Origin of the sequence: Pelodictyon luteolum, assembly GCF_001622165.1 — a bacterium.
In the GTDB taxonomy this organism is placed as follows: domain Bacteria; phylum Bacteroidota; class Chlorobiia; order Chlorobiales; family Chlorobiaceae; genus Chlorobium; species Chlorobium luteolum_B.
This window is the reverse complement of record NZ_LVWG01000028.1, coordinates 1-12,695: the sequence shown is the minus strand read 5'-3', so window position 1 is coordinate 12,695 and position 12,695 is coordinate 1. Positions and strand designations below refer to the sequence as shown.

General features: G+C 58.5%; 9 protein-coding genes and 1 pseudogene. 7 read left to right on the top strand and 3 right to left on the bottom strand.

All coding sequences use genetic code 11. The features are described from left to right. Position 1: 1 nt before the first annotated feature. Positions 2-1,453 (bottom strand): aminoacyl-histidine dipeptidase, encoded by a 1,452-nt coding sequence (locus tag A3K90_RS05155; RefSeq protein ID WP_303681494.1) that lies wholly within the window; start codon positions 1,451-1,453, stop codon positions 2-4. A 129-nt stretch (positions 1,454-1,582) separates the two neighbouring features. Between A3K90_RS05155 and A3K90_RS05150 the strand changes: the two genes are divergently transcribed. The 3 genes from A3K90_RS05150 to A3K90_RS05140 all read left to right on the top strand — a co-directional run bounded on the left by A3K90_RS05150 (position 1,583) and on the right by A3K90_RS05140 (position 4,271). After that, positions 1,583-1,879, top strand: a complete 297-nt coding sequence (locus tag A3K90_RS05150) for a hypothetical protein (RefSeq protein ID WP_303681493.1) — start codon at positions 1,583-1,585, stop codon at positions 1,877-1,879. 137 nt (positions 1,880-2,016) lie between these two features. Then, positions 2,017-2,745 carry a type 1 glutamine amidotransferase gene (locus tag A3K90_RS05145; protein WP_303681492.1) on the top strand — a complete coding sequence of 243 codons (729 nt, stop codon included), beginning with the start codon at positions 2,017-2,019 and terminating at the stop codon, positions 2,743-2,745. Then, on the top strand, positions 2,742-4,271 hold the full coding sequence (locus tag A3K90_RS05140) for a deoxyribodipyrimidine photo-lyase (protein WP_303681491.1): 1,530 nt from the start codon (positions 2,742-2,744) through the stop codon (positions 4,269-4,271). Before A3K90_RS05145 ends, A3K90_RS05140 begins: the two co-directional genes overlap by 4 nt. Here the strand turns inward: A3K90_RS05140 and rnr are convergent. Together rnr and dsbD are read right to left on the bottom strand one after the other, a co-directional pair. Then, the gene (gene rnr / locus A3K90_RS05135; protein WP_303681490.1) at positions 4,268-6,664 is read right to left on the bottom strand and encodes a ribonuclease R; all 2,397 of its coding nucleotides are present in this window, start codon (positions 6,662-6,664) and stop codon (positions 4,268-4,270) included. The two genes, A3K90_RS05140 and rnr, sit on opposite strands and share 4 nt — an antisense overlap. 261 nt (positions 6,665-6,925) lie before the next feature. Further along, positions 6,926-8,758 carry a protein-disulfide reductase DsbD gene (gene dsbD / locus A3K90_RS05130; RefSeq protein WP_303681489.1) on the bottom strand — a complete coding sequence of 611 codons (1,833 nt, stop codon included), beginning with the start codon at positions 8,756-8,758 and terminating at the stop codon, positions 6,926-6,928. A gap of 206 nt (positions 8,759-8,964) precedes the next feature. On the opposite strand from dsbD, the gene A3K90_RS05125 reads away from it, so the two are divergent. The 4 genes and pseudogenes from A3K90_RS05125 to A3K90_RS05110 form a co-directional block, all read left to right on the top strand. Beyond that, the gene (locus A3K90_RS05125) at positions 8,965-9,972 is read left to right on the top strand and encodes a class I fructose-bisphosphate aldolase (protein ID WP_303681488.1); all 1,008 of its coding nucleotides are present in this window, start codon (positions 8,965-8,967) and stop codon (positions 9,970-9,972) included. A gap of 395 nt (positions 9,973-10,367) precedes the next feature. Further along, entirely contained in the window at positions 10,368-11,816 is a 1,449-nt protein-coding gene (locus tag A3K90_RS05120) for a DUF3375 domain-containing protein (RefSeq protein WP_303681487.1), read from the top strand. Beyond that, on the top strand, positions 11,816-12,451 hold the full coding sequence (locus A3K90_RS05115) for a DUF4194 domain-containing protein (RefSeq protein WP_303681485.1): 636 nt from the start codon (positions 11,816-11,818) through the stop codon (positions 12,449-12,451). The genes A3K90_RS05120 and A3K90_RS05115 overlap by 1 nt, the downstream gene beginning before the upstream one ends. Then, positions 12,444-12,677 (top strand): annotated as a pseudogene (locus A3K90_RS05110) (ATP-binding protein); the annotation flags it as partial. The gene A3K90_RS05115 and the pseudogene A3K90_RS05110, both read left to right, overlap by 8 nt. Positions 12,678-12,695: the final 18 nt, after the last annotated feature.

The window sequence follows — 12,695 nt, the reverse complement described above, 5'->3', positions numbered from 1 at the left end:
TTCAGATTTCGGCGAGCACCCGGACGAGAAAGTCCCAGAATCTTCCTACTGAAGAGACGACGACATACTCGCCCGGAGAGTGGGGGTGGCGAATGGTCGGACCGAATGAGACCATATCGAGTCCGGGGCAGAGGGCGCCGATGATACCGCATTCAAGTCCTGCGTGTACGGCACTGACCCCGGGCTCTCTGCCGTACAGGCTACGGTATGCATTCTGCATGCGCCTAAGGGCCGGGGATGCCGGATCTGGTTTCCACCCGGGATAACCGCCGCTGAAGACGACTGTTGCTACGGCTGGTCGGAATATGCTGGTAAATGCATCCTTGAGCTCCGCCATGCCGCCGTCCGTCGAACTGCGCAGCAGGCATTCTATGGTGGCATGGCCGGGGCTGGTGCGGACAATGGCGAGGTTGCTGGAGCTTTCAACAAGTTCTTCCATGTCGGTGCTCATCCGGATGACGCCGTTCGGGCAGTTAGAGAGCCCCCTCAGGAAGCGGCCGGCGGCATCCATCTCTATCACTGAAGACGGCACGTCCTTTGGGATGATATCGATTGTACACCCGGGATCTGCAGCCGCAAGCTGTGCATGTATGTCCCCGACGAGACCCGAGAGCATAGCACGAAACCTCCCGGCACCTGCACCCGGAACCGTCACGACTGCAGAAGCCTCCCTCGGAATGGCATTGCGGAGACTGCCACCTTCAAACGAAGCGAGCCGCATGCCGTGCGCCTCGCCTCCATCAAGGAGAAGTGCGGCGAGAACCCGGTTTGCATTTGCACGGCCGAGATTGATGTCCATCCCGCTGTGTCCTCCGCTGAGTCCCTTGACCCGCACCTCGAATGCACAGCTGCCGGAAGGAAGCGGTTCCTGAGGGAAGTCGAAATCGATTGTGGCATCAAGCCCGCCAGCGCAACCGATGAAAAGCTCTCCCTCGTTTTCAGAGTCAAGGTTGAGAAGGATGTCGCCCGTCAGCACTCCCGGCTTCAGACCGAGAGCACCCGTCATGCCAGCCTCCTCGTTTGCGGTGAAAAGGGCTTCAAGGGGCCCGTGCACGATTGTGGAGGATTCGAGCACAGCCATTGCCGCAGCCACGCCGATTCCGTTATCAGCCCCGAGGGTGGTACCGCGTGCACGTACCCGGTCTCCATCGACATATGCCTCGATCGGATCGTTTATAAAGTCGTGGTTACAGCAGGCGTCCTTCTGAGGCACCATGTCGAGATGGGCTTGGAGCACTACCCCCGGACGAGCCTCCATGCCGGGTGTAGCGGACTTGCGGATGATGAGGTTGCCGGCGTTGTCTTCCAGGGTCTCAAGACCGAGTGTGCGCCCGAACCCGGCCACAAGCTGACGCACAGCCTCTTCGTGCCCGGATGGCCGCGGCGTCCGGCTCAGTGAATGAAAATTGCGCCAAAGCGCCCGGGGTTCGAGCTGCAGGAGTTCATCATGCATGGAGTTCGGAGGTTTTTAGTGTTATATTCTCCCTTATACCGGCGCAACAGGCAACCGCACTCCCAAAAAGGGGTCGCAATCAGTGATGTTACGCAACGGCTTTCATCAATCCAACAAACCCATACAGACATGGCTAACAGCAACGGTGTTTTTTCGGATCTCTTCAATGCAGTAGGCGCACCCATCCAGAATGTTGCAGATGGTGTCGCCAACGGTGCCGCATCGGTCCTTTCGGTCGCTGAATCCGGCGTGAACCTCTGCGCAACAGCACTGACCGCAACCATCAATACCGGCATGGACGTCTTCAAGGGCGCCGCTGACGCCATCGGTTCGTTGGGTAAACCTGCCACCGCAAAGCCTGCGGCTCCTGCTGCTGCACCAAAGAGCGCTCCTGGTGCAAACCCCTTCAACCCCGCGAAGCCCTAAAAGTTTTCCCTGGCGCCACCCGTGAGCACCCGACGAAAACCGGACTCTCGGGCGGACACTGTTCAGAGCATACCAAACAACTGAGAAGCCCCGCAGAAACGGGGCTTCCCTGTGATGGAACCGATAAACCACCCCGTATGCAAGAGCGACTCCTCATCGTAAAAAACATCACGCACGAAGGTCCGGGCCTGCTTGAAGGCCTGCTCATCGACCGCCGGATTGATGCCGATCTTGCCGACCTTTCCCGCGGCGACCCGTTCCCCGATCCACTCAGCTACCGGGCTCTCGTGGTACTCGGAGGACCGCAGAGCGTCAACGACCCAACGCCCGCAATGCGGAATGAAATCAAGCAGATCAAAAGGGCTCTCGAGAGAGATATCCCCTATCTCGGCATCTGCCTCGGCATGCAGGCACTCGTTCATGCTGCTGGCGGCACGGTACTTCCCTGCCATGAAAAAGAGACAGGTTTTTTCGATCCCGCCGGAAATCCCTACCAGATGGAGGTGAGCGAAGAGGGACGCGGCGATCCCCTGTTCAAGGGGCTCGGGGAACGGTTCAGGGTGTTCCAGCTACACGGCGAGACGGTGGAGCCGGCAACGGGTACCGTCCTGCTCGGAACCAGCCACCAATGCCGCCATCAGGCGGTAAAAGCGGGAAAGCACGCCTATGGACTGCAATGCCATTTCGAGATGACCCGCGGCACGCTCGACAGATGGACGGAGATCGACCCCGACCTCAATGCAATTGGCCGGGAACGTCTGCTCGGTGAGTTTGATGCCATGCAGAATGAGTACCGAACTATAGGACTCCGCCTCCTTGGCAACTTTCTCGACATCGCAGGATTCACAGAAGAGGGAACGGCATGATCGATCCACGCTGCATCTCGGTGCTGAACTCGGCACCCGGAATATCGGGACCCGTCATATACTGGATGTCTCGAGATCAGCGGGTGGAGCAGAACCGTGCGCTGCTCTATGCTCAGGATTGTGCAATGGCGACAGGAGCACCCCTCATCGTTGTCTTCACCCTCTCCGGGTCTTTCATCGGAGCCACCCTCCGCCAGTATGACTTCATGCTGAAAGGGCTTATGGAAGTTGAGCACCGCCTTCGCAATCTGGGGATCGGTTTCGTGTTGCTGGAGGGAAAACCGGCAGGAGAGATTGTTCGCTTCAGTGAGTCCATTGGCGGCGGATGCGTCATCACCGACTACTCCCCTCTCAGAATCAGCCGACAGTGGAAAGCGGAAGTGGCGGCAGTACTCCCGGTACCCCTCATTGAAGTCGATGCACACAACATCGTTCCCTGCCTTACTGCCTCCGGAAAACAGGAATATGCGGCCCGCACCTTCCGGCCGAAAATCAGCCGCCTGCTCGGGGAATTCCTCATGCCGCTAGAACCCGTTGAGCGGATGCCATCATCCGAAGCGTGGGCTCCGACCGACTGGGAGGGAATGAGGGCGCGTCTGCAGGTCGAAAGCCCTACCGGCACGGTTCGGGCTCCGGAGCCCGGCGAATCAGCAGCCCTCCGGCATCTCGAAACTTTTATCGGGGAACGGCTCGATGTCTACGGGGAACAACGCAACGACCCGAATGCCGGTGCGACCTCAGGCCTTTCGCCCTACCTGCATTTCGGGCATATCTGGGCCGGTACGGTAGCGCTCGAAGCAAGGGGCGTTATGAACGTGTTGAACAGCCGAAGTCCAGAAGGGAGCCTCCCAACCGGCATGTTGAACAGCCGAAGTCCAGAAGGGAGCCTCCCAACCGGCATGTTGAACAGCCGAAGTCCAGAAGGGAGCCTCCCAACCGGCATGTTGAACAGCCAAAGTCCGGAAGGGATCCACCCAACCGGCGTGTTGAACGGCCGAAGTCCTGTTGAGTCAACAGCTGCGTTCCTTGAAGAGCTGATCGTGCGCCGTGAGCTTTCCGACAACTACTGCGCATACAACAGCCGGTACGATTCGTTCGACGGGCTGCCCTTATGGGCACAGGCAAGTCTCGACCGCCATGCCACGGACCCGAGAGAGGCCATCTATACACCGGGAGAATTCGAGGAGGGCAGGACGCATGACCCGCTTTGGAACGCAGCACAGCATGAACTGCTTCATACCGGATCAATCCACGGATACATGAGGATGTACTGGGCAAAAAAAATTCTGGAGTGGAGTCCCTCTCCGAGGGAGGCGTTTGAAACGGCAGTATGGCTGAACGACCGTTACTCTCTTGACGGAAGGGATCCGAACGGGTATGCAGGAGTGGCCTGGTCAATCGGAGGCCTGCATGACCGGCCGTGGTTCGAACGGCCGGTATACGGGAAGATCAGGTATATGAACGCTGCCGGATGCCGGCGGAAGTTCGATGTGGAGCGCTATATCCGAAAACAGAAGGAACCTTAGCTGAGCGTCAGGTCAATGGTGCGGCGCTGCATGTCGACCTCGTGCACCTTCACCATTACCTTCTGGCCTATCTGGAGGCGCTTTTTGCGGCGCTTGCCCACCAGCGAATATGACTTCTCGTCAAATTCATAGTAATCGTCGGTAAGGTTGCGCATGTGCACCAGGCCCTCAATGGCGAAATCGACCATGCGGACATAGATGCCGTACTCGGTGGCTCCGGAGATGACACCCGGATAGACCTTTCCTGTGTGGCTCTGCATATACTCCACCTGCTTCAGCTTGATGGATTCACGTTCAGCCTCGACGGCAACCTTTTCACGCTCGTTGGAAATGCGGCAGACCGTATCGATTTTCTGCTTCAGCTCGGCAATGCGCGCCTCGGGCATCTTGCGGCGCTTTTTCCGGAATGCCTCATACTCAAAGAGCAGGCGGTGCACGATGAGGTCAGGGTAGCGCCTGATCGGCGAAGTGAAGTGGGTATAGTGCTCGAAACCGAGGCCGTAATGGCCGTCGTTCTCCCCGGTATAGACTGCTTTGGACATACAGCGCAGTACGAGCTCGTTGACGAGGAACTCGACATTGGTGCCATGAACCTTCTGAAGGAGCTCACGCAGAGACTTGGCAGAGACGATCGGGCCGTCCTTGCCCTTGTTGATCTTGAGATCGTAGCCGATCTTCTTGACGAAGTTCGAAAGGATGATGACCCGCTCCTGCTGGGGCGAATCGTGCACACGGTAGATCACCGGCTGCGGCACCTTCTTGCCTTCCTTGAACGTCTTGGTCAGAAACTCTGCCACCTTGCGGTTGGCCAGCAGCATGAACTCTTCAATCAGGCGGTGGCTGCCGAGGCGCTCCTTCTTCATGACCTCGAGCGGCTCACCCTTCTTGCCGAGCTTGAAGCGGACCTCCTCGGTTTCAAAGTCGAGTCCTCCGTGGCGGAATCGCTCTTCACGCAGCAGCACGCTGATTTTCTCAAGCAGCTGCAGCTCCATCAGGTAGTCGCCCTTCTTGTTGTTGAGAATCTCCTGGACGTCTTCGTAGGTAAAGCGTCGTTTGCTGTGGATGACGGTCTTGTGGAACTCATGCTTCTGGACCCTTCCATCTTCAGTCATGGTGAAGAAAACGGAGAAGGCCATGCGGTCGACGCCGGGGTTGAGGCTGCAGATATCTTCGGAAAGACGGGAAGGCAGCATCGGAATGACGCGGTCGACGAGATAGACGGAAGTGGCGCGTTTCAGAGCCTCTTTATCGAGCGGAGAGTCCTCGGTCACATAGTGCGATACGTCGGCGATGTGTACACCGATTTTCCAGAGCCCGTTTTCTAGAGGTTCGACCGAAAGGGCGTCATCGAAGTCCTTGGCATCAACGGGATCGATGGTGAAGAGAACCTTATCGCGGACGTCAAGGCGCTCCTGCAGGTCTTTGTCAGTGACACCCATCTTCATCGCTGAAGCCGCCTTTACGATCTCCTTGTCGAAGGTTTCGTCAATACCCTTGCTGCGTGCGATGGCGCTCACTTCAACAGCGGAGTCACCGGCTGTGCCGAGAATCTCCAGCACCTTTCCCTGTATGGATCCCTCCTTGCTGAAATCGAGCTCGCCGACCATGACCTTCTGGCCATCCTTGGCTTTGGCGGCGTTTTTGATTGAAACGATGATTTCAGGCAGGATTTTCCGTTCGTCCGCCTTAAGGGTAAAGCGGCGGTTGCCGCGCACAAGCGTGCCGACGATGGTCGAGACCTTGCGGTGGATGATTTTCGTGACCATGCCCTCACAGCGCTGGTGGGGCGTAGAACGCGAGCTGTATGTCTTGGGGACCTTGGTGACGGTAAGCTCGACCTCGTCACCGTGGATGGCGGAGTTCATGACATCGGCCTTGATGAAGACATCGTCGTCGAACCCCTCGACCTTCACGAATCCGTATCCGTTGGGATGGGTGGTGATGAAGCCGGTATAGGTGCTGTCGACCTTGTACTGCTCTTTGTCGGGTATGGGGAAGGGCTTCTGGTGCTGAAGATGATCTTCATAGGAGGCATCGGGGCCCGGCATGCCGTAGCAGCGGTTGGAATCCTTATCGAGCGTCCCCTCATCCTGCATCTTGTGCAACACATACCAGAATCCTGGAAGCTGGCGGGACTCGCCGTAGCCCATGGCTTTGGCAAGTTCCACGGAGCGGTAACGCTGGCCTTCATGCTCGGAAAGAAAGTTGACTATTTCAGCGCCAAGCGAACTTTCGCCCCGCATGAAAAGAAACTCGTTTATGAGAATATGGTCGTTGGGTTTCACCCGCTCCCCGCTCTGCTGGCGAGACGGTCTGCTTCTTTTCCTGTTCTCTGCTGCGGGCTGTGCTGAGGGCTTGGCTTTCCTGTTCCTGCTGTTGCGCTGTCTTGCCACTTCGTAAATCGTTATATGTTTTTCAATGTTGTTCAAGTTAATAAGATTACACCAGACTTCTGCAAAAATAAGCAAATGAATGCTGAGGCACATCCGTTCCTGAAGAGCCGCCACGCCGATGGGCAATGGAGCCAAAAAAGTTAACGATTATGAATAAAGTGCTTGCGTAATCGGGAAATTTCCCGTAACATTTTCATATAGGCTGGGCTCTTCCCGGCCGGCAGAAGGGCCCATGGACCATCTCCGGGGCTTTTTTGCTTTTCAGGGCCTCGAGATCCGCTCCAGAAGATCCTCCGGAGCAATGAACCCATCCACACGCAGATCCGGCAGCTCCTTGCCCTTCGAATCAAAAAACACCAGCGAGGGAGGACCGAACACACCAAACCGCTTCATGAGCTGCCGGTCTTCGGGCGTATGGCCGGTCACGTCGACCCGGAGGAGCTGCATCCTTTCAAGCGCAGCTGCCACCTCCGGATCGCGGAACGTGATATGCTCCAGTTCCCTGCATGAGGCACACCATGCAGCCGAGAAATCAAGCATCACGGGCCGGCCGGCATCACGAAGTTCAAGGTCGAGCTCAGCCTCGGAGCTGATCATCTTGAACTGCAGCACCGGCTGGCGGACCTCAAGCGAGCCACCCGCCATCACCCTCAACAGATCAAGCGGGCTGCTGGCCCCCCTTGCCGCCCCGAACACCATGACTGCGGCAAGAAGCAGGCATAAGAATCCGGTTGCCCTTCCAGCACGGTTCAGTGGAGAAGCATTCCCCCCGGAGCGCTGGAAAACGCCAAGAAAATAGGCTGCAAGTACCAGAAGCATGGCCCAGGCTGTCATGACTGCCGGCGGAGGAAGAACGGGAGAGACCAGGTTGATGGCAACGGCGATGAGCAGGATGCCGAACAGGTATTTGACACCGACCATCCACCCACCGGCACGCGGCAGGAGGAACCCTGCCGACAGGCCGAGAAGAAGAAGCGGGACACTCATGCCCGCAGCCATCGAAAAGAGCGCCAGGCCGCCGAGCAGCAGATCCCCCGTCTGACTGATGAAGATGAGGGTTCCGGCAAGCGGTGCAGCGACGCATGGACCAATCACGAGCGCCGAGATTGCCCCCATCAGGAACACACCGGGGAACCGCCCCCCTTTCAAAGTACCCGACGCCCTGTTGAGCCGTTCCTGGAGGGCTGATGGTATCTGCAGCTGGTAGACATCAAACATGGAAAGCGAAAGCAGGATGAGCAGGATCGCAAAACCCAGCAGCACCGGCGGCTGCTGCAGGAACCCGGCAAGCCCTTCACCGGCAAGGCCGGCAGCAATGCCCATACCCGTATAGACAACAGCCATCCCGGCACTGTAGACGAGAGCGAGCAGAAGACCCCGTGAGCGCGAAGGAGCAGCCTCACCGGCGATGATGGAGGAGAGGATCGGCAGCATCGGCAGGATGCAGGGCGTGAAGGAGAGCAGGAGGCCGAACACGAAAAACACCCCGCCGATCTTCCACAGCGACCCTTCCATGAGGGTTGCCAGAACGGGTGAGGATGCAGTGTCGGAAGGCGGCTCAAAAGATGCAGACGGGGACGCGGGAAGTACCCCGAACCCGGCACTTCCGGCCTCATTCCGAAGCAGGCCCGGGTAGTCGGAATCAATGCGGAACAGGGTAGCCTCCGGAGGGTAACAGACCCCCTCGTCGGCACACCCCTGATGCCATACCCTGAGAACGAACGGGCTTCCCGCACCAGCCACCTGCACCGTGAAGCGGAGGGAGTCGTGGTAGAGGGTCGACGACTCACCGGTAAGGGGATCCAGAGCCTGCTCTCCCGGAGGCAGAACCGGAGGGATAATTGAGGCTGATCCACTGTCAACCTCCAGGCGCACCTGGTCGCCGTAGAGCTTGTAGCCTTCAGCAATCTCCCACCGGAGACTGACTGAGCCATCCCGAAGCAGTTCTCCCCGAAGCCGGAACGCGCTTGAGGGATCTGCGGGACCCTCTGCATGGAGTGCGCTCCAGGCCGCCGGTACGGTACCGCTCAATGCAAGCAGCAGAACCAATGACCATGCCAGGAACATTCCGCTGCGTTCTCGTCCTTTCTTCATCACTCCTCAACCATTGTTTTTCTGAAAAGCCCTCAATACTGGCAGAAAGGTTCTGGAGGGCATATAAGTCAGTATAGCGCACCGTCCCCTCTCCTGCAAGCGCCCCTCTCGGGAGGCCTGCAACTTTTTGGAGGTCCTGCCGATTGCGTTTGTACTCGACCCATCCCCCTCCAGAGGCAACCGAAATCCTTCAACGGAGAACGAACATGGACAGCGAAACACTCAAGGAAACCGCCCGTGCGCTTGCTGCAGGTGACAAAGGCATTCTGGCGATGGATGAAAGCGTGCCGACCTGCAACAGGCGTTTCGCCATACTGGGCATTGAGGAGACTGAGGAAAAACGGCGGCAGTGGCGGGAACTGATCGCCACGACCCCCGGCATAGGCGACTTCATTTCGGGCGCAATCCTTTTTGAGGAAACCATCCGGCAAAAGACTTCAGCAGGACAGCCCATCGTCGAAGTGCTCCGGGAGGCAGGCATCATTCCAGGCATCAAGGTGGACGAACGAACAAAAGCCATGGCACTGCATCCGGGAGAAATGGTCACCGAAGGCCTTGACGGACTGCGCGAACGGCTTGAAGAGTACCGCGAAGCGGGCGCACGGTTCGCCAAATGGCGGGCGGTCATCACCATCGGAGAGGGCATCCCCACCCGTGGGTGCATCGAAGCCAACGCGCACGCTCTGGCACGATATGCTGCGCTGGCGCAGGAGGCGGGGCTGGTCCCCGTAGTAGAGCCGGAAGTCCTGATGGAGGGGACGCATACGATGGATCAATGCGAAGAGGTGACTGAAGTGGTGCTCCGGGAGGTATTCAGCAGTCTTGTCCGCCAGAGGGTGCTGCTTGAGGGAACGGTACTGAAAACCAGCATGGTGCTTCCCGCCCTCGGCTGCCCCATACAGAATACCATCATGGAGGAGGCTGACGCCACCCTGCGCTGCATGCTGCGCACCGTACCCGCAGCCGTTCCCGTCATCGCCTTCCTCTCCGGAGGCCAGCCGGGCCAGCTGGCCTCAGCCCGCCTCAGCGCAATCAACGAACGCTATCGCCAGACCGCGCCCTGGGCGCTCTCCTTCTCCTTCGCCCGCGCCATCCAGCAGACAGCCATGGCACAGTGGAACGGGGAGGATGCCCAGAGGGAGGCCGCACAGACAACCCTCCTGCACCGCGCCCGCAGCAACGCAATGGCCCGCCGGGGAGAATACATCGAATAACGGCCGAATCAGGGTACCGCCCAAGTCCGGAATGATTACCCCGCTCTAACCTGGCAGAAACCCTTGGTTCAAAGGATACAAGTTCCCGCAGATATTCCCCGAATCCTCCTTGCGGCAGACTTCGACCGGTCCTTTTGAACAACGATTCAAGCTGTTGACGCAAGACTCTTTAAGATTCAAAATCAAACCGGAAAATAGTTATATACTACAGTGTAGACTGCATATGTCAGGCTGTTCTTGAATGAACGGCTGCAGTTGCGGTCGCCATTGCGCATATGCAACCGGGTCCCCTTTTTCCTCATGTATTCGTCACCATATCGCTTCATCCATAGTTTCACCGGAAAAGGAGGGCGACACTCACGCTTTTTGTTGACGGAAAGCTTTGAGATGCGCTGATGGCTCTCGACTATACCACCCTCGATCTGCTCCGCCAGAACCATCCGGCCTGGCGCCTGTTGCGGGCGCAGCATGCGCCTTTGGTATCATCGTTCCTGCACCGGGCATTCATTGCGCCCAATGTGCGCACCATCTCAGAGGCCGACCTTATAGAACAGCTGGAAGACGAGCTCTTCGCGCTTCGCCGTCAGCTTGGAGACACAGCGTATCCCGGCTCTGCACAGAGCTATCTGAACGATTGGGCGGAGAATGACAAGGGGTGGTTGAGAAAGTTCTATCCAGTCGGAGAGGACGAACCTCATTACGATGTGACCCCTGCCACCGAAAAGGCTCTGGCCTGGCTGGAAAGCCTTTCCGAACGCGCCTTCGTCGGCACCGAATCCCGCCTCCTGACCCTCTTCGAGCTGTTGCGCCAGATGAGCACCGGCAGCCAGACCGATCCGGAACTGCGCATTGCCGAGCTGCACCGGCGCCGCGAGGAGATTGATGCGGAGATTGCCCGCATTCATGCCGGGGACATCTCCCTGCTTGATGACACGGCGCTCAAGGATCGCTTCCAGCAGTTCCTGCAGCTGGCACGCGAGCTGCTGACCGACTTCCGCGAGGTGGAGCAGAATTTCCGTACGCTCGACCGGCGGGTGCGGGAGCGCATTGCTCTCTGGGAAGGAAGCAAGGGAGCGCTGCTTGAAGAGATCATGGGCCAGCGCGATGCCATTGCCGACTCTGACCAGGGCAAAAGCTTCCGGGCCTTCTGGGGCTTCTTGATGTCGCAGTCACGTCAGGAAGAACTGAGCGTCCTGCTCGACGAGGTGCTGAACCTTCCGCCAGTAGTGGAGATGCGCCCCGAAGCCCGCCTGAAGCGGGTGCACTACGACTGGCTCGAAGCGGGCGAGCACACCCAGCGCACTGTAGCCCGCCTCTCCGGACAGTTGCGCAAGTTTCTCGATGACAAGGCGTGGCTCGAAAACCGCCGTATCATGGATATCCTGCACGACATCGAAAGCAGGGCTCTCGGCCTCAATGGACAGATGCCCGAAGGAAGTTTCATGCCCATTGCCGATGCCTCCGCCTCGATCGAACTGCCGCTTGAACGACCGCTGTACCGCCCGCCCTTCAAACCGGTAATCGAAGGCATTGCGCTTGACGCGGGAGACGCTGAAATCGACACTGCCGCCCTCTACGCACAGGTAATCATCGACCGCGCAGAACTGACGGGCAACATCCGCAAGGCGCTTCAGGAACGGAAACAGATTGCCCTCGGCGAGGTGATCGCCCTCCATCCCCTTCAACACGGTCTGGCCGAGCTGGTCACCTACCTCCAGATCGCCGGAGAGTGCCCCCTTACGGCAGTAGACGATGAGGTTGAAGAGCGGATTGAATGGGAAGGTGAAAACGGCTTGACGCGACGGGCAACACTACCAAGAATCATCTTTGTACGCAACGAGTAATGACAACTCCCATAGACGCCCAAACCCCGCGGCCGGCAACAGCGCCCGGGGAGCTTTCACCCCTGGTGGTCACCCTGCTCAAAGGAGTCCTCTACGAGGAGGAGAACACTGCACTCTGGAACGTGCTGCTGAACATGCAGGCAGGCGTACGCGATTACATTTCGGTGCTCGGCCTCGAACTGATACTCGACGAAGCAGAGGGCTATGCCTTCCTGAGGTCCCGCGCGGCGGGTGAAGAGGAGAGTCAGGACTCCATGCCGCGCCTGGTGGCCCGGCGACAGCTCTCCTACCCGGTCAGCCTCCTGCTCGCGCTCCTGCGCAAGAAACTCGCCGAATCCGATGCTGGCGGGGGAGACACCCGCCTGATCCTCTCACGCGAGGAGGTGGTCGAGCTGATCCGTATCTTCCTCCCGGCAGGGAGCAATGAGGTGAAGCTTATCGACCAGGTTGATGCATCCCTGAACAAGATCGCCGAGCTTGGATTCATCCGGCGCCTGCGAAACGACAAACAGACGATTGAGGTACGGCGCATCATCAAAGCCTTTGTCGATGCCCAGTGGCTGGCCGATTTCGACCACCGACTCGACGAGTACCGCCAACTCAGCCGAAAATCTACGGAGGAAACGGATGGCTGAAGCACTTGAACTGGGATTCATCTCCGACGACCGACTCGCAGGTTTCCGCCTGCAGCGGATCGAGGTGTTCAACTGGGGTACCTTCGACAGCCGCGTCTGGACGCTCCGGCTCGATGGACTGAACGGGCTCCTCACCGGAGACATCGGCTCAGGCAAATCGACCCTGGTCGACGCCCTCACCACGCTGCTCGTCCCGAGCCAGCGCATCATCTACAACAAGGCCGCCCCCTATGTGTTAACATAG